This is a genomic window from Paraburkholderia sp. DHOC27 (assembly GCF_003429005.1).
Taxonomy (GTDB): Bacteria; Pseudomonadota; Gammaproteobacteria; order Burkholderiales; family Burkholderiaceae; genus Paraburkholderia.
This window is the reverse complement of record NZ_QVQV01000008.1, coordinates 378,853-401,454: the sequence shown is the minus strand read 5'-3', so window position 1 is coordinate 401,454 and position 22,602 is coordinate 378,853. Positions and strand designations below refer to the sequence as shown.

At 61.8% G+C, this 22,602-nt stretch carries 22 protein-coding genes; 14 read left to right on the top strand and 8 right to left on the bottom strand.

The annotated features are described in order from the left end of the window. Window positions 1-291 precede the first annotated feature (291 nt). Window positions 292-456 (top strand): hypothetical protein, encoded by a 165-nt coding sequence (locus tag D0B32_RS33005; protein ID WP_259295139.1) that lies wholly within the window; start codon window positions 292-294, stop codon window positions 454-456. Between the two features lie 175 nt (window positions 457-631). Beyond that, the gene (locus D0B32_RS25790) at window positions 632-892 is read left to right on the top strand and encodes a hypothetical protein (protein WP_117337124.1); all 261 of its coding nucleotides are present in this window, start codon (window positions 632-634) and stop codon (window positions 890-892) included. A gap of 35 nt (window positions 893-927) precedes the next feature. Here the strand turns inward: D0B32_RS25790 and D0B32_RS25785 are convergent, their stop codons facing one another. The 3 genes from D0B32_RS25785 to D0B32_RS25775 form a co-directional block, all read right to left on the bottom strand. Beyond that, window positions 928-1,728: a family 1 encapsulin nanocompartment shell protein gene (locus tag D0B32_RS25785; RefSeq protein WP_117337123.1), complete on the bottom strand. Its 801-nt coding sequence runs from the start codon at window positions 1,726-1,728 to the stop codon at window positions 928-930. Continuing rightward, window positions 1,721-2,797: a Dyp-type peroxidase gene (locus D0B32_RS25780; protein ID WP_181969904.1), complete on the bottom strand. Its 1,077-nt coding sequence runs from the start codon at window positions 2,795-2,797 to the stop codon at window positions 1,721-1,723. The genes D0B32_RS25785 and D0B32_RS25780 overlap by 8 nt, the downstream gene beginning before the upstream one ends. A 234-nt stretch (window positions 2,798-3,031) precedes the next feature. After that, window positions 3,032-4,969 (bottom strand): FUSC family protein, encoded by a 1,938-nt coding sequence (locus tag D0B32_RS25775; protein ID WP_117337122.1) that lies wholly within the window; start codon window positions 4,967-4,969, stop codon window positions 3,032-3,034. A gap of 795 nt (window positions 4,970-5,764) precedes the next feature. Between D0B32_RS25775 and D0B32_RS25770 the strand changes: the two genes are divergently transcribed. After that, window positions 5,765-6,913 carry a porin gene (locus tag D0B32_RS25770; protein WP_117337121.1) on the top strand — a complete coding sequence of 383 codons (1,149 nt, stop codon included), beginning with the start codon at window positions 5,765-5,767 and terminating at the stop codon, window positions 6,911-6,913. A 120-nt stretch (window positions 6,914-7,033) separates the two neighbouring features. Here D0B32_RS25770 and D0B32_RS25765 read toward each other — a convergent pair whose 3' ends face one another. After that, a complete protein-coding gene (locus D0B32_RS25765) occupies window positions 7,034-7,792 on the bottom strand; it encodes a 2OG-Fe(II) oxygenase (protein WP_117337120.1) in 759 nt (252 codons plus the stop codon). A gap of 197 nt (window positions 7,793-7,989) precedes the next feature. On the opposite strand from D0B32_RS25765, the gene D0B32_RS25760 reads away from it, so the two are divergent. The 5 genes from D0B32_RS25760 to D0B32_RS25740 all read left to right on the top strand — a co-directional run bounded on the left by D0B32_RS25760 (window position 7,990) and on the right by D0B32_RS25740 (window position 13,036). Next, complete coding sequence (locus D0B32_RS25760) at window positions 7,990-8,844, top strand: MaoC family dehydratase N-terminal domain-containing protein (RefSeq protein WP_117337119.1); 855 nt, start codon at window positions 7,990-7,992, stop codon at window positions 8,842-8,844. A 284-nt stretch (window positions 8,845-9,128) separates the two neighbouring features. Beyond that, on the top strand, window positions 9,129-10,628 hold the full coding sequence (locus tag D0B32_RS25755; RefSeq protein WP_117337118.1) for an aldehyde dehydrogenase family protein: 1,500 nt from the start codon (window positions 9,129-9,131) through the stop codon (window positions 10,626-10,628). A gap of 117 nt (window positions 10,629-10,745) precedes the next feature. Further along, window positions 10,746-11,975, top strand: a complete 1,230-nt coding sequence (locus D0B32_RS25750) for an FAD-binding oxidoreductase (RefSeq protein WP_117337117.1) — start codon at window positions 10,746-10,748, stop codon at window positions 11,973-11,975. Between the two features lie 249 nt (window positions 11,976-12,224). Next, window positions 12,225-12,563, top strand: coding sequence for a hypothetical protein (locus tag D0B32_RS25745; RefSeq protein WP_117337116.1), 339 nt, complete (start codon window positions 12,225-12,227; stop codon window positions 12,561-12,563). Window positions 12,564-12,691: 128 nt separating this feature from the next. Then, window positions 12,692-13,036: a hypothetical protein gene (locus D0B32_RS25740; protein WP_117337115.1), complete on the top strand. Its 345-nt coding sequence runs from the start codon at window positions 12,692-12,694 to the stop codon at window positions 13,034-13,036. A 62-nt stretch (window positions 13,037-13,098) separates the two neighbouring features. Here D0B32_RS25740 and D0B32_RS25735 read toward each other — a convergent pair whose 3' ends face one another. From D0B32_RS25735 to D0B32_RS25725, 3 genes are all read right to left on the bottom strand, one after another. Then, entirely contained in the window at window positions 13,099-13,617 is a 519-nt protein-coding gene (locus tag D0B32_RS25735; RefSeq protein WP_117337114.1) for a metal-dependent hydrolase, read from the bottom strand. A 203-nt stretch (window positions 13,618-13,820) separates the two neighbouring features. After that, window positions 13,821-14,162 (bottom strand): sugar ABC transporter ATPase, encoded by a 342-nt coding sequence (locus D0B32_RS25730; RefSeq protein WP_117337113.1) that lies wholly within the window; start codon window positions 14,160-14,162, stop codon window positions 13,821-13,823. 173 nt (window positions 14,163-14,335) lie between these two features. Further along, window positions 14,336-15,493, bottom strand: coding sequence for a porin (locus D0B32_RS25725; RefSeq protein ID WP_117337112.1), 1,158 nt, complete (start codon window positions 15,491-15,493; stop codon window positions 14,336-14,338). A gap of 641 nt (window positions 15,494-16,134) precedes the next feature. Between D0B32_RS25725 and D0B32_RS25720 the strand changes: the two genes are divergently transcribed. Then, window positions 16,135-16,680: a hypothetical protein gene (locus D0B32_RS25720; RefSeq protein WP_181969903.1), complete on the top strand. Its 546-nt coding sequence runs from the start codon at window positions 16,135-16,137 to the stop codon at window positions 16,678-16,680. A 64-nt stretch (window positions 16,681-16,744) separates the two neighbouring features. On the opposite strand, the gene D0B32_RS25715 is transcribed toward D0B32_RS25720, so the two are convergent. Beyond that, a complete protein-coding gene (locus D0B32_RS25715; protein WP_117337110.1) occupies window positions 16,745-17,179 on the bottom strand; it encodes a hypothetical protein in 435 nt (144 codons plus the stop codon). A gap of 273 nt (window positions 17,180-17,452) precedes the next feature. On the opposite strand from D0B32_RS25715, the gene D0B32_RS25710 reads away from it, so the two are divergent. The 5 genes from D0B32_RS25710 to D0B32_RS25690 all read left to right on the top strand — a co-directional run bounded on the left by D0B32_RS25710 (window position 17,453) and on the right by D0B32_RS25690 (window position 22,401). Further along, on the top strand, window positions 17,453-18,139 hold the full coding sequence (locus D0B32_RS25710; RefSeq protein ID WP_117337109.1) for a CDP-alcohol phosphatidyltransferase family protein: 687 nt from the start codon (window positions 17,453-17,455) through the stop codon (window positions 18,137-18,139). Then, the gene (locus D0B32_RS25705) at window positions 18,136-18,972 is read left to right on the top strand and encodes a 2OG-Fe(II) oxygenase (RefSeq protein ID WP_117337108.1); all 837 of its coding nucleotides are present in this window, start codon (window positions 18,136-18,138) and stop codon (window positions 18,970-18,972) included. Before D0B32_RS25710 ends, D0B32_RS25705 begins: the two co-directional genes overlap by 4 nt. Continuing rightward, complete coding sequence (locus D0B32_RS25700; RefSeq protein ID WP_117337107.1) at window positions 18,969-19,985, top strand: flippase-like domain-containing protein; 1,017 nt, start codon at window positions 18,969-18,971, stop codon at window positions 19,983-19,985. Before D0B32_RS25705 ends, D0B32_RS25700 begins: the two co-directional genes overlap by 4 nt. A 12-nt stretch (window positions 19,986-19,997) precedes the next feature. Then, entirely contained in the window at window positions 19,998-20,762 is a 765-nt protein-coding gene (locus tag D0B32_RS25695) for an NTP transferase domain-containing protein (RefSeq protein WP_117337106.1), read from the top strand. 235 nt (window positions 20,763-20,997) lie between these two features. Beyond that, the gene (locus D0B32_RS25690; RefSeq protein WP_117337105.1) at window positions 20,998-22,401 is read left to right on the top strand and encodes an MFS transporter; all 1,404 of its coding nucleotides are present in this window, start codon (window positions 20,998-21,000) and stop codon (window positions 22,399-22,401) included. Window positions 22,402-22,602 lie beyond the last annotated feature (201 nt).

Below are 22,602 nucleotides of genomic sequence, written 5' to 3'. Positions count from 1 at the left end.
TTCTGGTTGCGGCATCGGATAGCGCAGTGGTTTCACGAATCTAGATCAGCTTTCGAGCGATCTTCTCTTCGCGTCGTCCACCTGAAGCGGCGGCGTGAGCCGGGAAAAATCAAGGAGTGTGATTGATGACGTTGAGTTTCCGACCGAGGATGAGCGCCTTCACTCTTACAGGGCTTGTTGATGCTTAAACGCCCGCCTTACGCAATGGTTGTCACGTACGTCGAAGATCCACAACAATTGATCATGCAACTTGTTGAGTCGGCTAGGGTGGCTCCGCTTTTGGCCGACTGCATGGAAGTTCCCTTCTTCGTGGAGGACCAGGAGTTCGAATTCGACGACGAATCAGCGCGACAGCTTGGCGTTGCAATGCTTAACGTGATCGCAAAGGGGCGGCCTGAGGTCCAAAAGCGTTTAAACGTCACCCAGCACCCGATTGACGAGCCACCAGATGAATAACGGTGAGATTTCTCCATTGACCGGCCCACGAAGTCTGTGGACAAGGTAGTTCGCAAATTGGCAGCAACCGAACAGGACGTTCTGATCCTGCACGTTTGCCGAAGATGCGTAGTTTTCGCCTTGCACTGTGCAGAGCTAGTGCATTTTAAAAATCTCAAGAATGTAGAGGCTACTGATGGCTGAACATCCACCGTATTCTGTGGTTTTGACCTACGACATAGCTTTGCAGCAGTTGATTGTGCATACACTTGACCCAAACGATCTTGCGCCGCTTGTCGCAGGGCGAATGGGCGTAATAGTGGCAGACAAGGCCGATTTCAGGCTCGACGATGAATTCGCGCGACACCTTGGGGTTGGGTTGCTGAACACGATTGCATTGGGTCAGCCCAACATCAAGCAGTACATGTCGTTTATCGAGCGTCCGATAGACGACTAGTCATAGAAACATCAACGAGCCTCTCAATCCTTCCCTCACTCCGGCAAAACCGCCACCGACGCCTCACTCGTGAACATCAAAAACGTCAGCGTCTCCTGCAGATACAAGCGCACCACCTGGTCGGTATGGCTCAGATAACCAATCGACACATCCTGCCCAAGATGCAGTTCGAAATCGCCGCCGCGCGTCGACAGCACGCTGCCGCCATCAATCGCCGGTGCCCAGATGATCTCGCCGTTCACCTGGCGTCGGATGTGTTCCAGCACCGGGTAGCCCTGATCGCTGGCTTCGCTGAGTGCCGTGTAGGCATCAGCGCCTAGCAGGACCGAATAGGGGCCGTCGACCCCGGCCAGCCGCAATTGTTCAAGCGCCTTTGCAATCACAACGGGATACTCGCTCACATCAGCCGGCAGACTCAGCGACGGGTTCGACGATCCCTCGCGGATGCCGACGATGCTCGCCGCCTTGTAGCCATCGAAGATCGCCCGATCTTCCGCGTAAGCCAACTGCTGCGCGGCGTCCTTCGCCGGTTGCCAGTCCGAGTCTTCCGCCCCACGTTCGACATCGTCGATCGCTTCACGCGTCAACTCGAACGGTACGCGCAACTCCACCAACCGCTTGGCCTCACGCTGCCGTGCTTCCACCCCTGCCTGCGGCGGCGCAATCGCGGTCTGGTGACCGGTGCCGACCGCGGCCCTGTCCAGTCCGCCTGGACCTTCGATATCCACCACGCGGCGTCCAGCCACGGAGCGCTTGAAAGTGCGCGCGACTTCTTCCTCGATTTCCGACCACGCAGCCGAAGAGATGGGGGCGAGTTCGCGATGCAGGTTATTCATACTGAGGTGCTCCTTTGAGAGAGCCGATGTTCAGCGAACCGTCGCTGACCGGCGCGGCAGAGGGTGGGGTGTCGGTTGATGAATGGTCGGTGCCTGCTTCGTCCGGCGCAGCGCGGTCGGCCAGTGACTCGAGCAGCGGCTCGGAGGGTACGAAGAACAGGCCTCCCGTGACGGCGCGGCTATAGTCGAGCAGCCGGTCGTAGTTGCCGGGCGGGCGGCCCACGAACATATTCTCCAGCATCTGTTCAATGGGCGCGGGCGATCGCGCGTATCCGATAAAGTACGTGCCGAACTCGCCCGCGCCGGGTCGTCCGAACGGCATGTTGTCGCGCAGGATTTTGACTTCCTCGCCATTGGCCTCGATCGTGGTGAGCGAGCTATGCGACGAAGAAGGCTTCACGGCGTCGTCCAGTTCGATGTCCGCGAGTTTGGTTCGGCCAATCACCTTTTCCTGCGCCTCGACGGTCAAGGCATTCCACGCGTTCATGTTGTGCAGGTACTTCTGCACGAGGACATAGCTGCCGCCCGCGAACTCCGGGTCTTCCTCGCCGATCACGGTGAACGTGACGGCTTCGTCGCCGGTCGGGTTTTCCGTGCCGTCCACGAAGCCGACAATGCTGCGCTGATCGAAGTAGCGAAAGCCGTGCACTTCGTCCACGGTGGTCACGGCGCTGCTGATGCGGCCCATCAAATGAGTCGCCAGTTCGAAGCACAGGTCCATGAAATCCGCGCGGATGTGCAGCAGGATGTCGCCAGGCGTCGCGATGGCGTGCCGCTCGCCGGCACCGAATTCGCGGAACGGGTGCAGTTCAGCAGGACGCGGCGTGCCGAACAAGGCATCCCACGCATTGGCACTGAAGCCGCAGACGCACGACAGGCCACCGGCCGGTTGCCGCTTGCCGACTGATCTCACCAGCGCCGCGACGTCGCCGCACCACGCACGCACGGTGTCGTAACTGGCGGCGTCCGGGTTGAGCGTGGCGACGATGAAGATCGCGCTGCGTTTCACCTGTACGGATACGGCCTGCGGGTTGGGGGTAACGGCGGCGGGAATCGGGGTGTCGGACATCGCGGTGGCGCCTCGCGCTGGAAACGGGGTCACTGGGAAAGTGAATATATAACCTAAAGCGGGCGACACTGTCACGCACCGGGCACGGGCGCGCGCCGCAGCGACCCCGCAGCGGCCCTGAAACGACGTTCAGGGAGCTTGCAGGGTGGATGTGTCAGTTTTGCGTGGTGCCTGAAACGGGCAGAAGCGGCGAGGCGAGGGAGGTCCCCCGGCTCGCGGATCGCGAAGCGGCGGCTATGCGCTCTTGAAGCGCAGTGCCCAGTTCAGACGCTTGTGCATGCTCGCGTTGGGTTGAGCGAGGCGTTCTGCCAACTGCGCAACGGCGCCTTCCAGTTGCGCGAGGGCCTGTAGCTGATGTGCGTCACTCACGCTGGCGTCTGCTGCGTACGCGCCGGTGTCGACCCGTGCGGCGACGCCGTGATAGCGCCCGAGCATCGTATCCAGCTGGGAGAGAATGGACGCGACAGCGTGGCGCGCGTTAGTGTCGGTTGAGGCCGCATTCGCAGCAGCGTGATGCTGCATATCCGACGCGCCTTCCACGCGGCTCAGCACCCGCACCCAGTGCAGACAGCTCAGCAAGGACCCGGTTGCGAGTTCGATGCCCGGATTCCACACGAACACGCGTTGCGTCTGCAGCGGGCGCAAGGCCACGCGCAACTCATGCCAGCTTCGATCCAGCGCACGCATCGCTGCCGCGCGTTGCATCAGGGTCGTGGCCGAGGCTGCATCAGCGCGCTGCGTCGCAGTGGCCAGCACGACCGCTTGCCGGAGCGCCACGAGTACTGCACCGAGACGCGCTTCGACGTGCCGGGTGGCGGCCAGCGGCATCATCAGAATGGCGACCGCGAACGACACCACGCAGCCCACCAGCACTTCTTCGATACGCAACTCCACCAGCGGTCCGATCGCGAAGCCGAGTTGGCCGTACACAAGCCCGACCAGCACCGTGATAAAGAACACGCCGCGCGCGTACGAATTCAGAATGTAATAGGCCCAGCCGAATACGCACAGCAGCATTACGACGATCATCGGCATGGGCGCTGCGTGCAGCGCGGCGACGAGGATCATGCTGGCAAGTGCACCCGCAAGGGTGCCGGCCAGCCGCTGCGCACCGCGATACACCGTGTCGGCGCGCGAACGTGTGCCGAGAAACACCACGAAGGTGGTGATGACGGCCCAGAACCAGCGTTCAGGTGATAGCGAATGGCCGATCAACATGGCGAGCAGCGCCGCGCTCGTCGTGCGCACCGCTGGCAGCCAGCAGAGCTTCGCGCGCAGGTCCGCGAACCAGATGCCGCGCGTCGTGCGGCTGCGCCTGGCCACTACGGCTTGGGCAGTGTGATGAGGCCGTACCGCGTTTCGCAAACGCTCGACAGCGCGTCGCAACGGCTCGTTATGCAGCGTGTCAGGCGCGGCGTTGAACGTGCTCTGGCCGGCTGCAACTTTGAGGTCGACCAGCCGCTCACGCAGCGCTGCAGCGTTGGGCGGATCAAGCAATGCAAGCTGTTCTTCCAGCGCAAGCGCGGCCTCGTTCAATGCGGAAAGCTGCGCGACAGGCGGGAGCTGGCGGGTCGTACTCTGGCGAGTGGCCAGCAGGCGTTCGGCCCGCAAGGTCACTGTGTGGATGGCCAGCCGCAGGGTCCGCGCGGCGTGCATCGGCACGAGCACGCGGCCGGCCAGGGCCACCGCCAGCGGGCCAACCACGGATAGCGCCAGCGTCTGCACGAGTTCCATCAAGGTGGGATGCAGATACAGGCCAAGGTAATAGGTCACCACGGCAATCAGCACGCAGCCAAGTGCGCGCGGCCCGCAGGCCTGGCAAAGCATGCCGACGAACATCACCAGCAGAAAGCCGGCGTCGCCGGCGAGCGGGGCGTGGCTCAGCCCCGCGGCCACGGCGAAGCAGACACAGCCGCACACATAGAGACACAGCAGGGTGATGAACCACGCGCCACGGCGTGCGTCACGCACGAACAGCGGGGCAATCATGCTGAAGAGGACGGCGGGTGCGACGAGGGTGACCGGCAGATGGTGAGCAGCCGTCCAGGCAATGCTGACGGTGCCGCTAAGGAGGCAGGCCAGCGCGACACGCAAGGCGGTCTGCAGGCGTACGAGTCCGGGATCCGCAACCAGCAGGCGGCCCGCGACGCGCGAAAACGCGGCAGCAATCATGATCGATGATATCCAGGCTTAAAAAGTCGCATCGGCTTTTGGCCAACGTCGACGGAGCGGGGGCGAGCCCCTGCCTTCTTGACATCGTCAAAGCGGGCTTTCAACCGGGATCACCGGCCAAAAGCCCGTTCGACAATGGACAACCCATTCCCGTGCATGTCTGACTCGGCCGCGCGACGGATGTCGCCGGAGCGGTAGCATGTCCGGGTTTTCCCGAATGATACCTGGACAAAAATAACGGGTGGCGAAGTTGTGTGAGTTGTGTGGCCCTCCACTCGCAGCCCCGAACCGCTATTCGTCATACCAGAGAGATCTGGCAATCGGAATTTTGCTCATCCCTTTCCTCCAGCTTGCAAAATTGAAAGTTGCGAGTAAAGCTGCGCCGTTAATTCTTTAATAGATTTATATAAGGTGATTCGCCATCCTAAGCAAATTGGCAATTAAAAAATGAGTGAACGAAACGAGTGCGACGCGCCCGCTTTAGACCTTCGTCGCGCGTTCTAAACAGCTCGTCGAGAACAACGCTCAGTCAGACCGCAAGCACGCATAAACCCTACCTGTACCCCGTTTTAACGAAGTCAATCCTGAGGATTGGCTCGCTCCAGGTTGGCAATTCACAACGATTTTGTGCCACGTCGCGCTTCCTGATGGACGACCCACATGCGGCCGTGCAAGCATCCGGTCCGTTGCGCGTTTCGATGCCCGCAATTGGCCATAACCTGACCGCTCAGCGGCAATGGCAGTTTTTAAAATAAATCGTTTGATTACCGATTATTCGTGTTTCAGGAGATCTTCATGAAGAAGCAGGTCATCGCACTGGCTGTTTCCGCTGCATTCGCCGCGCCTGTTTTTGCACAAAGCAGTGTCACGCTCTACGGGGTGATCGACGAAGGCGTCGACTACACGAACAACGCCGGTGGCGGCCACGTGTACGAACTGGCGAGCGGTTATGCGCAGGGCAGCCGTTGGGGCCTCAAGGGCTCGGAGGACCTGGGCGGTGGCATGAAGGCAATCTTCCAGCTGGAAAACGGCTTTAACGACAGCAACGGCGCGCTGGCCGAAGGTGGCCGTCTGTTCGGCCGTCAGGCTTACGTGGGCCTTGCCGACGACAAATACGGCACGGTCACGTTTGGCCGCCAGTACGACTCGGTGGTGGACTATCTCGCGCAAACCACGGCCAACGGCAGCTGGGCCGGCTATCTGTTCGCGCACCCGTACGACAACGACAACACGGACAACTCGTTCCGCCTCGACAACGCCATCAAATACGCGAGCCCGACCATTGCGGGCTTCCAGTTCGGCGGCGCGTACGCGTTCAGCAACGACACGAACTTCGCCAACAACCGTGCGTACAGCTTCGGTGGCCAGTACGTGAATGGCGGCCTGCTCGTCGCGGCTGCGTACCTGCAGGCGGATAACCCGGGCGTGGGTTCGGCTGGCGCGATCACGGCCAATGACGCCAGCTTCATTGCAGAGCGCATGCGCGTGTTCGGCGCGGGCGTCAACTACACGTTCGGCGCGGCAACGGCTGGCTTCGCGTACACCAACACGAACTACAAGAATCCGACCGGCAACGGCTACATTGGCTCGACGCCGCTGGTCGCGACAGGTTCGACGCTCAACACGCTCAAGTACCAGAACTTCGAAGTGAACGGCAAATATCAGTTCACGCCGATGTTCTACGTGGGCGCGCAATACGTGTACACGATGGAACGCTACGACGCATCCACCGGCACGGCGAGCCCGAAGATTCACTCGGTGGGCCTGATGGCCGACTACAACCTGTCGAAGCGCACGGACGTGTACGTCCAGGGCGTCTATCAGAAGGTTGCCGGCGACAAGACCAACTCTATCCTCGACGATGCCTTCGTGCCGGGCACAGATGCCCCGTCGACGACGTCCAACCAGGTGGTCGTGCGCGTCGCGCTGCGTCACCAGTTCTAAGCTCCACGCAACATCACGTGACGCGTTCAACGCGTGCTGTGATGTCTTTACAGGCTCATCGCGTATCGCAAGATATCCGGTGGGCCTTTTTTATTTGTTGCGCGTCACACGCACGCTGTTTCAAAGCGCATCGTGAAAGATCACGCCTAGCGTATGGCGTTCTCCTGAGCGCAGGCGGCTCACGCCGTGACGCATGTTGACCCGGTAACTGCCGCGTGTGCCCTGTACCGGACGATGATGCACGGCGAACACCACTGCATCTCCCTGGCGTAACGGCACGACCTCCACGCGCGATTGCATGCGCGGCCGCTGCTCGGTCAACACGAACTCGCCCCCCGTAAAGTCGCGTTCGGGTTCGGACAGCAGAATGGCAAGCTGGAGCGGAAACACATGCTCGCCATACAGATCCTGATGCAGACAGTTGTAGTCATCCTGCTCGTATTGCAGCAGAAGCGGCGTGGAACGTAACTGCCCGGCGTCGTGGCAGCGTTCGATAAACGCGGCGTGTTGCGCGGGATAGCGCGTGTCGATGCACATGATCTCGTTCCAGCGGTTGGCGAGCGGCACGAGATGCGGGTAAATCGAAGTGCGCAAGGCTTCGACCAGCTCCGGAAGCGGATAGTCGAAGTACTTGTATTCGCCGCGTCCAAAGCCGTGACGCGCCATGACGACACGGCTGCGAAACAACGCATCGTCACGATAGCTCGCAACCAGCGTTTCGCATTCTGCTGGCGTCAGCAGATTGGGCATGACGGCGCTGCCGTGCTGGATCAGATCGTCTTCGACGCTGGGCCAGGCAATCGCCGTGATGCGTTGTGTGAGCGTTGGCTGACGCGGGACGGGCGCATCGTGGATGGCATGCTTGACTGCTGTGTCCATGAAAAGCTCCGGAGAAAACGGCTGCAATGGCTGCAATATAAAGCGGTAAGCCGTCTGAAACACTCCGGCTCTTGCTCTTCAATTCGTCGCAACCCTGCCACTCAACCCCTCCGCTCAATCCCTTCACTCGACCCCCTTCGCGCAACCCGCCACGAGGTTCATAGTACGAGTGTATTCAGTCAACCGGAGACTCATGCATGTCCACTGCTTCGTCAAACCTCGATGCCTGGCTGGAAAAGCGGGAAGTGGCCAAAGACGACATCACGGCCTTTCCGCTCAAGGCGATGACCGCGACGCTGGATCAGGTCGATGCTGGCAACAGCGTGCCGCCGCTGTGGCACTGGCTGTATTTCCTGCCGGTTTCGCCGTTGGCTGAAGCCGGTCCCGATGGTCATCCCGAACGCGGCGGCTTTCTGCCGCCCGTGCCGTTGCCGCGCCGCATGTGGGCGGGCGGTCGCCTGACGTTTCATGCGCCGTTGCAGGTGGGCGAGCGGGCAGTGCGGACTTCCACGATCGTCAATATCGAGGACAAAACGGGCCGCTCCGGGCGGCTCGTCTTCGTCACGGTGCAGCACGATATCGAGGTGGCGGGCGAACTGAGGATCGAGGAAGAGCACGACATCGTCTACCGGGATGCGCCGCAAGCGGGTGCTGCCGCACCCAGGGCGGAGGTCAAAGCCACACTCGCACCGGCCGGCGAAACATGGGCCCGCACCGTCCACGCCGACCCGGTGATGCTGTTTCGCTACTCGGCGCTGACCTTCAACAGTCATCGCATTCACTACGACTATCCGTACGTCACCGAAGTGGAGGGGTATCCGGGCCTCGTGGTGCACGGTCCGTTGATCGCCACCTTGCTGGTCGACCTCGTACGACGCGAATTGCCGGATGCGGTCCTGCAAAGTTTTTCGTTCAAGGCGTTGCGTCCCACGTTCGGCGATCACCCGTTCACGGTGTGCGGCAAGCCGTCGGACGACGGCAAGACGCTCGACCTGTGGGCCAAAGACCACGAGGGTTACCTGACGATGCGCGCCATTGCCAGCCTCGCGTGAGGGCAGAGGGGGCGGGGAGTGCCGTTTATCATGGCTATGGGTGCGCTGACAGGGCGAGCGGATCTGAAGAGGCGATTTTCCAATAAGAAACGCATCGCGCCTGCGGGGTGAAGGCTCGCAAGGCAGCCGTGGTTCCGGCCTGTTGCCCCGGCGTTGCCGCCTGCATAGGCTACAAAAGCCTGCCAGACCCGCCGCCGCGATTGCCCTTGCCGCCATAAAACCCCGCGTGTATAGTTTCCCAACTCAAGATTTGTTTCGTATTGGAAATAAAAGGGATTTCTGCCATGAACGCATCGACCATCCTCGCCGATCTCGGCATCGCCCAGGCGGCGCAAGCCGGCGACATCGCGGTTCATTCGCCCATCAATGGCGAACTCATTGGCCGCGTGGCCAGCCACAGCGCGGCGGATGTCGATGCGGCGCTCGCCAATGCGAAGCAGGCGTTCAACGTATGGCGTGACGTGCCCGCGCCGCGCCGCGGCGAACTGGTGCGTTTGCTGGGCAACCGTCTGCGGGAAAAGAAACAGGCGCTCGGCAGCCTCGTCTCGCTCGAAGCCGGCAAGATCCTCCAGGAGGGGCTGGGCGAGGTGCAGGAAATGATCGACATCTGCGACTTCGCGGTCGGCCTGTCGCGTCAGCTCTATGGCCTCACCATCGCGTCGGAGCGCCCCGGCCATCGCATGGCGGAAACGTGGCATCCGATGGGCACCTGCGTGGTGATCTCCGCGTTCAACTTTCCGGTGGCGGTGTGGTCGTGGAACGCGGCGTTGGCGCTGGTGTGCGGCAATGCGGTGATCTGGAAGCCGTCGGAAAAGACGCCGCTTACAGCGCTTGCCGTCAATCAGATTCTCAACGACGTGCTGAAGGAATTCGGCGACGCGCCGGCCGGTCTCACCGCTTTGATTCTGGGTGGCCGCGAAGTGGGTGCGAAGCTGGTGGCCGATCCGCGCGCATCCATTGTCAGCGCGACCGGCAGCACGGAAATGGGCCGCACGGTGGGCGTCGAAGTGGCGAAGCGCTTTGGTCGCTCGCTGCTCGAACTGGGCGGCAACAACGCAGGCATCGTCGCGCAGAGCGCCGACCAGGAACTCGCGGCACGCGGCATCCTGTTCTCGGCGGTCGGTACGGCCGGTCAGCGTTGCACGTCGCTGCGTCGCCTGTTTGTCCACGATAGCGTGTATGACCAGACCGTCGAACGTCTGAAGCAGCTTTACAGCAAGGTGCCGATCGGCAATCCGCTCGAAAAGGGCACGCTGATGGGCCCGCTGATCGACCGCCAAGCCTACGCGCGCATGCAGGAAGCGTTGCAGCAGGCGGCGTCGGAAGGCGGCAAGGTGTTCGGCGGCGAGCGCGTCGAAGTGAAGCGCTACGAGGGCGGTCACTACGTGCGCCCGGCACTCGTCGAGATGCCGTCGCAAACGGCAGTGGTCCTGAAGGAGACCTTCGCGCCGATTCTCTACGTGCTGCGCTACACGGACTTTGCCGAAGCGGTGGAAGCCAACAACGCTGCCGTGCATGGCCTCTCGTCGTGCGTGTTCACCAACGACCTGCGCGAAGCAGAGCGTTTTCTCTCCGCGGCGGGCAGCGATTGCGGTATCGCCAATGTGAACATCGGCCCGAGCGGCGCGGAGATCGGCGGCGCGTTTGGCGGCGAGAAGGAAACCGGCGGCGGTCGCGAATCGGGTTCGGATGCGTGGAAGGCCTATATGCGCCGCGCCACCAACACGGTCAACTATTCGTCGGCGTTGCCGCTGGCGCAAGGCATCGATTTCAACATTGGCTGAACCAGCCAGGACGTCCGGCCGCCTCGACGCGGCCGGCGCCTGCGTTCCGGGGAACAGATCATGAATGCCGCCAACCCTGTCGCCGGGCATCAAGTCCCTGGTCAAGTCCCGAGTCAAATGCCAAGTCAGGTTTCAAGAGAGGAGCAGCCGCCCGTGGTGCCGCGAAATCTACCTGGGAGTTCGAAGGTTGTGATCGTCGGTGGCGGCGTGATCGGCAGCTCCATTGCGTATTTTCTGCGTGCCTCCGATCCCACCGTCAGCGTTACCGTGATCGAGCGCGATCCGACTTATGCGCGCTCATCGTCGGCGCTCTCGGCTGCCTCGATCCGCCAGCAATTCTCCACGCCGTTGTCCATCCAGATGTCGTTGTTCGGTATCGAGTTTCTGCGCTCGATTGGCGAGCGTCTAGAGATTGACGGCGTCAAGCCTTCCATCGATCTGCACGAGGGCGGTTATCTGTTTCTTGCCACCGCCGCTGGCGAAGCGACGCTGCGCGAGAATCACGCGCTGCAAACGAGCCTCGGCGCCGATATCAGTTTGCTCAACCAAACAAATTTGCAGACGCGCTTTCCCTGGCTCAATACCGGGGACCTCGTGGCGGGCGCGTATGGCGAGAGTGGCGAGGGCTGGTTCGATGGCTATGGCCTTGTGCAGGCGCTACGCAAGAAAGCCCAGGCTCTGGGCGCGCGTTATGTGGCCGACGAAGTGCAGGCGTTGCAGCGCGACGGCGCGCGCGTGACCGAAGTCGTCACGGCGAGCGGTGACACCTATGCGTGCGACGTGGTCGTCAACGCGGCCGGCGCGTGGTCGCGCAAGGTGGCGCAGATGGTCGGCATAGACATTCCGGTGTTCGCGCGTCGCCGCAGCATTTTCAACGTCACCTCGCCGGCGCGTCTTGAACGCTGTCCGTTGTTGATCGATCCAACCGGCGTGTACTTCCGCCCTGAGGGCAAGTCGTTTATCTGCGGCACCTCACCCGATGCAAGCAACGATCCCGACGACCTGCCGCTCGACGAAGTCGATCACGCGCTCTTCGACGAAGTCATCTGGCCGACGCTCGCGCATCGCGTGCCGCAGTTCGAAGCCTTGCGTGTGCAGAATTGCTGGTCCGGCTACTACGAATACAACGTGCTGGATCAAAACGCGATCATTGGTCATCATCCGGAAGTGGACAACTGCATCTTCGCCAATGGCTTTAGCGGGCACGGTTTGCAACAAGGTCCGGCCACCGGGCGCGGCGTGAGCGAACTGATCCTGCATGGACAGTACAGAACACTCGATCTGTCGTCGCTCAGTTTTGAGCGGGTGCTGGAGAACCGGCCCATTGTCGAGAAGAATGTCGTGTAAGCAACATCGTCGCGAATCCTCACATTTCCCCTTGACACATGCTTGCAGGCAAGGCCCGGTTTGCACCGGGCTTTTTTTCTGTCCGCTTTTCCTGCTAAGGTAATTCATCGTTCCCGCGCGGGAGGTTGGTGTTCATCGCGCGAGCGGTTATATTGCAACGGTGGACCACGGGTAGCCGCGCGGGCGGCCGCGTTAGTGACCCGGATAAGTGGCCGAACGTGCGGAACAGGAACTTTTGACGGGGGCACAATGACTACCGCTTCTGATTGGGTGAACGGTTCGCAGGAAGCGACACCGGAGTCGCTGCGCACACTGGTCAAGTACCTGGAGCTTTCGCTCGACAAGGGCAAGTCCGTGGTCATCATGCGTCAGGAGACGGGCGAGTTCTCCGTCTCGCTGGGCGATCCGTCGGACGACGAAAATCCCCTGAAACGGCAGGGCACCCTTGCGGCGGGAATCGCCAGTGAAATACTGGCTTTTACGCGCCCCGGTGCTAATCTGATCACTAGCGAAGGCGAGACCTACCGGTTCTTTCGCAGCTTCGCCCAAGTGGGGCAGGCTGGCGCGGTGGTGTTCGCGCCTTCATAGCGCGGCGCATGAGGGCATGGTCAAAACACGGGTTGATATACCCGGGTTCGCCCACACGTAAGCATCCGGAAATGAAGCGTCGAAGCAAAGTGAAGCGTCAAAGTGGCGAGAAGTGAGGTCAGTCAGGCATGGTAAAACCCGAATTCTCCGACGCGGCAAGCGCGCGTCCCGAACTGCTGTGTTTTCTGGTCGCGGTGGCCGCGGCATCGTATGCGCTGACCGGAGAGTGGCGCGTCGATCACGTGGTGAAATGCTGCCGTCAGTGGCTCGACAAAAACGAGACGAAGATGTTCTGGCTCGACCGTGTGCTCATCGGTCAACTGGCGCTGAAAATTGCGAGCCAGGATCTGCTCGATGCAGGTATCGCTGTGCGGCTGCATAGCGTGCAGGCGCTGTTCACCGACGAGATGGAACTCAACGAAGCCAGCACGATGGTGCAGAAGATGATGTCGCTGTGCCAGGAGGCGCTGTAACCGCCGCTTGACAGGTGGGCGGCGAAGGCCCTATCCGATCCTCTCCGAAGCCGCTCTAAGCCCTATCCAGCGCGCCAATGCGGTGGCAGTGCAAACCCATGCACGCCATGCAGCCAGACATGTCCTGCCACCATCCACGCAGCGGCCCACGAGGCCCCGACGATCAGCAGATCGCAGTGGCCGCTGTTCCACCAGTTGAGTGAGTGACGCCCGGCAATCCACGGTACACCGAGCGGATTGGGCCAGTCGGCGAGCAGATGCATCAGTCCGCCACACGCAAAGCCGAATGCAAGCGCAGCGAGCGGATGCTGATAGCCAAGCCAGCGGTACGCGCACACCAGCAGCACGATCCAGCCAATGCCCCAATGCGTGATGGTGCGATGCGTGACCCACAGGCGCCGCTTGCGCGTCCACCACGCCACCTCCAGCCAGTCCGGCGCCGTGCCGCCCGCTACCGCGGCAATGAAGCTCAACATGACCCACAGGTGAAATGGACCGCTGGCGTGGCTGCGTGCAACGATTGCAGCCGCGATGACACCGGCTGCGAAACCGGTTGCGTGATGCGCTTTGCTGGAGGCCATCGGCGAGAGAATGACGCGGCGCCATGCGCGCCGGTTGAATACGAGGGGCGGCTATCTTCGCAGAAGCTCGCGCAAAAAGACAGCGCTACGCGCGCGAAAAATATAGAAGCAAAGCAGAAGGAGCGCGCGGCGCGCAAGGCGGAAGCGGCGCCGCAAAGGACGTGTGCAAATCTATCTGGAGATGCACATTGCAGGCCGCGTCTTCAGGTCGTGCAGCGCGCGATATCGAAGCGCATTTCCGGTTCCGGCGGATCGTCCGGCGCGTTGGCCGGGCGCATCACCTTGATCACGGAGCCGACCGTGGTTGGCGTCAACGTCACGAAATAAGCCGTGTTCGAATCCGAACCCACCGCGAGCTCAGTGGCGCCGCCCACTGACGAACTACGCACCCGTGACAGGCGGTCTTCGAGGCACGCGGCCACATACGATGGGGCGCGCTGCGAGGCGAAGTAGACGATGGGCTGCGACGCGTCGCGCGTCGGTCCCGAGGCGCCGCAGGCTGCGAGAAAAATAACCGCAGGGGTGAGGAAGCAGAGTTTATTCATGGTCGAGCCGCGCCGGATTTAGCTGCGCAGAGTATAGCGGCGAGCGCGCCGTAATTCGAGCGCCATGTGTCAAGCTTTCACACAAAAAACGCGCATAAAAAAACGCGCGCGTGAACGATGTCACGCGCGCGTTTTGTGCCTCGACGGACCGCGCGATCCGTCAGGCAGACTGCTTAGAAGCGGTGACGCAGACCCACCGTTGCGGCGACCTGGTTCGCGGTCGACGACGGCGACAGCGTGTTGATCATCGCTACGTTCGAGCCGGCATCGCCGAACTCGCCCGAAGCATGCTGGTACACGCCTTCCACGTACACGTCGGTACGCTTGCTGAGCGAGTAGTCAGCCTGCAGCGACACCGTGTGCCACTTCGGATCACCCGTACCTTGCGAACCCGTCACGCGGCCGTCGGTGAACGTGTAGGCTGCTGCGAGGCTCAGAGCCGGCGTCAGCGCATACTTGCCGTTGATTTCGTAGTTGTCCAGATGCAGGTTCATGCCCGTCGGGATCGTGAACGCGGTGCCGTTCTGTGCACCGGCAATCACGTTGTTGTCCTGCGTGTGCGTGTACAGCAGGCCGACCGTTGCCGGGCCGTAGGCGTAGTTCGCGCCCACACCGTAGGTGCGTTGCAGGGCTGCCGTCAGGTTGGCGTTGTTGCCGTCGCCCGGGGACGTTGCACCGCCCGTGTTGGCGTTGGTCAGCGAATTGTTCAGTTGCAGGTAAGCGGCAGCGACGTTCAACGGACCGTTGTTATACGAAGCGCCCGCGCTCCATGCGCGGTTGTTCGAGAACTGGCCAGCGTCGTTGCTGAAGCCGTACAGGCCGCCGAAACGGAAACCTGCATAGTTCGCGCTCTGGTACTTGACCGCGTTCTTGATCGAGAACGAATTGTCCAGGTTGTCGTTGTCAAACGGGTGCGCTGCGAGGTTGTTGCCGTAGCCCGAACCTGCTTCCGACAGCGGGCCGAGGTAGTCGACCACGGAGTCGTACTGGCGGCCGAGCGTCAGCGTGCCGTACTGGTCGCTTTGCAGACCGACGAAGGCTTGACGGTTGAACAGCGTGTTGCTTTCGGTGAACTTGCCGCTGTTCAGGTTGAAGCCGCTTTCCAACGTGAAGATGGCATGCAGACCGCCGCCCAGGTCTTCACTGCCACGCAGACCGAAGTAGGTGTCCGACACCGAGCCGCTGCCTTGTTGCCAGTTGTTGTGGCCGCCTTCGTTGTTCGCGTAGACGAGGCCCGCGTCCAGCGTGCCGTACAGGGTGACGCTGCTTTGCGCGTGAGCGTTGATGGCGAACGCGCCCATGACGCCAGCAATGATGAGGGTTTTTTTCATGCTTTTTAACTCCGAGTCAGTCTGTAAAGAATCGATGCCCAGGGAATTCCGCTGATGCCGCCGGTTCCCGGTGATTCGCAGCGAAGTGTATTCCCCCTGATGAATCCGATAACTCTATTCGACGCAACAATGCTTTGCTCAATTGGGAAATATGATTTCGGAGCTTCTAAGTGCGCGTAAACAAAGTGATTTTGGCTATTCGCTACGGGATATTATAAGTGTGTCAATGTATTACTTGTTGCACATGCGCGACGCCCGTCCGGCAAGGATGAGCGGGTTATCGACGTTTACATTCAGTCAGAAATTCGATTGTGCTGTTTTCCGAAAGGCATTCTTCCGGTGAATGCCGCTAGCGCCCGCAATCACGTGCCTTTACAATGAATTCACCCCATGACCAGGGGTGTCTTTTTCATCTATTTATACGCGACCTCCGGGTCGCGTTTTTTTATTCTGTATTAATTAACATAATAAGTTCCGTGCCAATGGGAAAAATACCATTCCATTTGGAGAAATAATCCCCGCACCCTCTGCCAATTGGCCTGGGGCGATTCCGCGCCGGTCTTTTGGGTCACCTGGGCAGGTAGAATTCAGGCCTTGCATAGCCTTTGCGCTGAACCTGCCCCGATCTGAGTGAACCCGCCATGACTGAGCCGAATCTTCCTTCGTTGAACCCCGCAGCAGACTCCGCCCCGGACGAGATGCCCGACACCACCGCGAGCCCGGATGCCGTGCACGAAGCCCGTTTGTGGCAGGACGACGGCTGGACCGCGCGGGTCATCAAGAATGAAGACGACGATGGCTGGGCGGTGGAAATGATCAAGGACGGCGAGCCGGAACCGGCGCTGGTCGGCCCGTGGACAATGGGACGTGACAAGAAGAATCCCAAGCCGCTCGACACCAGTGCTTTCAATACACTGGTGAAGACGGCCTCGGAAGTACTGCGGCGTCATGAGCAGCAGTTGCATGCCATGCTGCACAAGCGGGTCATGGTAGATGCCCCCGCCGGCGAGGGCGAGTTGGCCGTCACGCTGGATATCGTGCCGAGCGAGGACGATCCCTACGCGTTGCTGACGGCCTTCGACGCATTCGGCGAACAACTCGCCCAGGTGAAGGTGGCGCCGAATTTCAAGCTCGGCAAGGCGAATGCGGCAGCGTGGGTGGAAAGCGGTTTTCGCCGGCCCGGCTAGTCACGTCTGTCGTTGAACGCGTGATTGGGTCCAGCCTGTTGGGTCAGGCGCGTGATGCAGCCCGTCAGTCGCGCTTGCAGAAGATCGCGGTCACATGGGGCGCGACGTGATGAACGATGGCGTTGCTGCCGCCGCGCGTGACCGCGTCCTGCACGGCGTTGTCGCCGCCGAATACCACGGCGCCATACGCGGAGTTTGCGAGCGGTTCGCCGTCGCCGGTGCGGAACATCGGGTCGTCTTTCTCGAAGCCCACCACGGCAAACACATGGAAGCCGAAGGCGCTGAGGTCGGCGCCCTTGGCCGGCTTGAATGCGTTGATCGAATTACGCTCCACGCGCATCGGGGTTGGCTCGATCAGTTGTTGCGCGGCCAGATCCGCAATGAACTGGTGGCCCGACTCATTGCAGGCGAGCGCCGCATCGAGCTCGGCTGCGTGGCCGGCAAGCGGCAACGCAGCGGCGCTGAGTGCAATGATGGCGGTGGAGAAAACGTGCTTCATGAGCTTCGGAGTTGCGGGTATACAGTAGCGGTTCAGTAGCGGTTCGCAAACGGGCAGGCGCTCGAGGCACCTCGAAAAGTGGGCGAAAGCGCCGCCACGCGGGGTTGCACGGCGAGATGAAACAGGCTGACCGGCGCAACTGGATTCGCACTTTACCAACGTTCAGCCATTCTTGCTGAAGCACAAGGGAATACCACGTGACCGTGGTAAAAGCGCAAGCCAAAACGGTCGCGGAAATGCAAGTCTTTCGATTCCCGTATATATTTCCGGGTTATGACTTCGCAACCATCCACCCCTAAAAACGTCCCGCTCCCACGCACCTGGGATGCGCGGCTGGCACGACGGCTCGTCACGCCTCTCGTTCACACGTCTGTCACACCGAATCATCTCACCACGCTGCGTCTGTTGATCGGCGTTGCGGGCGCACTGGCCTTGGCCCGTGGCGGATTTACGTGGGCCAACGTGGGCGCGCTGCTAATCGTGTTGTCGAATTTCGTCGACCACACTGACGGCGAACTCGCGCGCATCAGCGGCAAGTCGAGCAAGATCGGTCATTTTTACGATCTCGCGTGCGACGCGCTCGTCACCGTGATGCTGTTCGTCGGCCTCGGAACGGGCATCGGCGCCGTGCATGTGGCCGGTCACGTCGCACCGGGCATGGCGTTGGGCGGACTGTCGGGGGTGGCGGTGGCGATCATCTTCTTCCTGCGCATGCGCATCGAAGATCTCGCGGGCAAAGCCGGCACCAGGCAGGCTTCGGTGGGTGGCTTCGAGACCGAAGACGTGCTGTATCTGTTGCCCCTCGTCACCTTGTTCGGTGGCGTGACGCCGTTCATCGTGGCTGCGTCGATTGGCGCGCCGCTGTTCGCCGTGTGGGTGGTGCTGGACTATCGTCGCGCGTTGCGGCGCGTTGCCAGCCCCGCTGCGGCTGCAACCAGTCAGATGCAGGTTAGCCGATGAGTACGCCCGCCGAAGAAGAGGTCGCGGCTCGGCGGGCTTCGCACGATCGCTCAGCGTCGACATCCACTGTTAGCGCCGGTTCTTCGCCCGCGCCGGACCCCGATCGCGCCGTGGCGAGCCGCACGCATGCGCTGAATACCGACCGCCTGCGCAAGGACTTCGCGGATCAGGGCGCATTCCTGTACCTCGAAGACTTCCTCGCGCCCGAAGTCACGGCGCAACTGGTGCATCACGCCCGCGCGCTGCTCGACGAAGTCAACCGCAATTATCTGCCGGGCCACAAGCAGGGCGGCAGCGTGAGCCGTCATATGATCGACCGTCTCGCGCCGTTCATCGCGGAGCTGTATCGGTCGAAAGAACTGATCGGCTGGCTCGAGCAGTTGAGCGGCGACAAGCTGATGGTTTCGCCCGCCGACGACCCGCACGCCTACGCGCTGTATTACTACACGCGTGCCGGCGACCATATTGGCTGGCACTACGATACGTCGTACTACGATGGCCGTCGCTACACGCTGCTGCTGGGTGTGATCGACGAGTCGTCGTGCCGGCTCGACTACGAATTGCACACACGCAACCCCGAGGTTGCCGATGTTCCCGGCTCGGTGCAGATTCCGCCCGGTGGCCTGGTGTTTTTTGACGGCGATAAACTGCGCCATCGCATCACGCCGGCCGGTCCGAATGAAATGCGCGTGTCGCTGACCTTCGAATACGTAACCGACCCGAACATGCGGCCGTGGCGCCGTTTCATCTCGAACATGAAAGACGCGGTGGCGTACTTCGGCTTTCGTCAGGTGTTCAGTCAGCTCGGCAAGCGCAAAAGGGCTGGCACATGACTCGCGCGGCTGTCATCCTGCTGACGATCGGCGTGGCGCTGTTCGTCGCGCTGCTGGCGTGGCAGGGCCTCGGCTCGGTGACATCCACGCTGATGGTGGCGGGCTGGGGTCTCGCGCTCGTCGCTGCATTCCACCTCGTACCGCTGGTGCTGGACGCCGGCGCGATCACGATGCTGATCGACCGTCGCCGTGACCACGTCCGGCCCGTCGACGCGTTGCTCGCGCGCTGGACCGGCGAATCGGTCAACAGTCTTTTGCCCGCTGGCCAGATTGGCGGCCCGGTGGTGATCGTCCGGCAACTGACGCAGCGCGGCATGTCGATGCGCGACGCGGCGGCGACCATCACGGTCAGCACGACCTTGCAGGCGTTGTCGCAGATCGTCTTTGCGGTACTCGGGCTGCTGCTGTTCGGCGCGTACGCGGCACAGGGCGCGCTGCACGATCTGCGTACCGCGACCTTTATTGCAACGGGCGTGCTGGCCGGTATGATCGCCTTGTTCTTCTTTGCGCAACGTAACGGCCTGTTCGGCCGGCTGCTGCGCGTGGTCGCCAAGGTGTTCGGCAAGCGCGACTGGTCGGCGCTCACCACGCGTGCCGATGCGGTGGACGGCGCCGTGCAGGCGCTGTACCGCGATCGCGGCCGGGTGGCGTCGAGCTTTGCGCTGAGCCTCGTGGGCTGGATCGTCGGCACGGCCGAAGTGTGGCTCGCGCTGCGTTTCCTGGGCCATCCGGTGGACTGGGTGGACGCCTTGCTGCTCGAGAGCATCGGCCAGGCCATTCGCGGCGCGGCCTTCGCGATTCCGGGTTCGCTCGGTGTGCAGGAGGGCGGCTATCTGCTGCTCGCGCCGCTCGTCGGGCTGCCGCCGGATGCGGCGCTGGCGCTGTCGCTCGCCAAGCGGGCGCGCGAACTTCTGCTCGGACTTCCGGGCCTGTTGTACCTGCATTTCAGTGAACGCAACTGGCAGCGGCGGCGCGCAACGCGTGTGCCGGCCGTCGACTCAAACCATTTCTGATAAGGACCGCGCATGCGTGCCATCATTCTCGCTGCGGGCCTGGGCCTGCGTCTTCAGCTCCCGCCGGGTGAGCAGTTTCCGAAGTGTCTGTTGCAGTTCGACGGCGTGAGCCTGCTCGAACGGCATCTGCAGATGCTGGAGACGGCCGGCGTGACGGACGTCGTGCTGGCGCTCGGCTTTCAGCCGGGGCTGGTCGAGGCCGAACTGAAGCGCATCAACTGGCCGCACCCGGTCGAGATCGTGATCAACCCGCGTTTCGACCTCGGCAGCGTGCTGACGGTGCACACGGTGGCTGATCCGCTGACGCGCGGTGGCGACGTCCTGTTGATGGACGCCGACGTGCTGTACGACGAGCGCATCCTGAACGCCCTGGTGGCGGGCGAGACGGTGAACCGTCTGCTGATCGACCGTGACTTCGAAGCGGGCGACGAGCCCGTCAAGCTGTGCCTGAAAGACGGCGTGCCGGTCGAGCTGCGCAAGCAACTGGCTGTCAACATCGACTACGACACGATTGGCGAGTCGGTGGGCTTCTTCCGCTTCCAGGAAGAAACGGCGCGGCGCTTCGCGGAGATCGTAGCGGGTTACATCGACAGCGATCGCGCCAACATGCCCCACGAAGAAGCGGTGCGCGACCTGCTGCTGGAACGCAGCCAGGTGTTCGATACGGCCGATGTCACGGGTTCGCCGTGGGTCGAAATCGACTTCCCGAACGATGTCGTGCGGGCCCGTACGGAAATCCTGCCGCAACTGCAACCGCTGGTTCTGGCGCCGCGCTAAGTTGCGTCACTAAGTTGCATCACTAAGTCAGGTCACTAAGTTACGCCAAACCATCCGTCATGCGCCCGCATGGCGGATGCTTCCATAGTTAAGCGGCAAGCACTTCGTTGCACCCTCAACCAACCGTCACGGCATATCGTGCGGTTCGCGTCACGCCAAACGGCAACCCGTCACACCAAGCCAATGCGATAATCACGGCTTTACGCCGACGGCTTTGCCGCCCGTCGTCTTGCCAATGCCTCTCGCTCTGGGTGCATTCATCGTCCCGTTGATCGTCGCGTGCGCGATGTTCATGGAAAACGTAGACGGCACGGTGATCGTGACGTCGTTGCCGGTTCTGGCGCGCGATCTTGGCGAAAGTCCCATCACCCTGAAGCTGGCCGTCACGAGTTACGTGATCGGCCTCGGTGTATTCATCCCCATCTGCGGTTGGGTGGCCGATCGCTTCGGCTCACGCACCGTGTTTCGCACGGCAATCGGCATTTTCATGGCCGGTTCATTGATGTGCGCGGCTTCCAGTTCGCTGCCCACCTTCGTCGTTGCCCGCTTCATCCAGGGTCTGGGCGGCGCGTTGATGGTGCCTGTCGGACGCATCATCATTTTCCGCTCCATCCCGAAGGCGCAATTCATTCGCGCGGTCAATTATCTGACCGTGCCCGCACTGCTCGGCCCCGTGGTGGGACCACCGCTGGGTGGCTTCATCACCACCTATCTGCACTGGCGGCTGGTTTTTTTCATCAACATTCCGATCGGCATTCTCGGCATCTGGCTTGCCAACAAACATATCGCCAACGTGCGCGAGCCGCATCCGGGCCGACTCGACTGGACCGGCTTCGTGTTGTCTGCGGGCGGCGCGTCGTCGTTCATGCTGGGGCTCTCGCTGGTCGGCGGGGAACTCGTGTCGAACACGGTTTCCGTCAGCATGTGCCTCGCCGGCGCCGCGTTGCTGCTGGTCTACTGGTTCTACGCCAGCCGCGTGACCTTGCCCGTGCTCGATTTGAGCCTGCTGCGCATTCCGAGCTTTCAGGCAAGCGTGCTCGGCGGCTCGCTGTTTCGCATCGGGCTGGGTGCGGTGCCGTTTCTGTTGCCGCTCGCGCTACAGGAGGGGCTCGGGATGACCGCGTTCGTGTCCGGCTCGATCACCTGTGCGTCGGCCTTCGGCTCGCTTTTCATGAAGGCGGTGGCCTCGCGCGTGCTCGGGCGGTTTGGCTTTCGCACGGTGCTGATGTTCAACGCCGCGTTCGCGGGGCTCGCGATTGCCGTCTACGGATTGTTTCATCCAGGCACGCCGCACTGGCTGATCTGGTGCGTCGTGCTGTTTGGCGGCTTCTTTCCGTCGCTGCAGTTCACGTCGCTGAATACGCTCGCGTATGCCGACATCCCGAACCGCGAGATTGGCCGCGCCACCAGCGTGGCAAGCGTGATCCAGCAGATCTCGCTCGGGCTCGGCGTGACGATTGGCGGCATCGTGCTGCAGATTTCGCATCGGCTGCAGGGTCATCCCTCCATCGTATGGTCGGATTTCTGGCCGGCGTTCCTGGTGGTGGGCATGTTCTCCGTGTGCTCGATTCCGGTCACCAAACGCCTGCCGCAGGGTACAGGTGATGAGATTGCCAACGGTGGACGCGGAAGCGCTTGAGGCGCTCCTGATACGCGTCTGAGGCGGCGCAGGTCACGCACTGCCGTACGGCCGTGGTCGCCGCTTGCCACGAGAAAAATGACGCCTGTTGCAAGGTATCGAATGGTCGTCCATTGAGGGTTAACGCGCGGCGGTTGCACCCGGCCCCGGAACTCAAATGCCGCAACCCGTGCTATAAGCCCAAGACGGACGTTTTCCTGA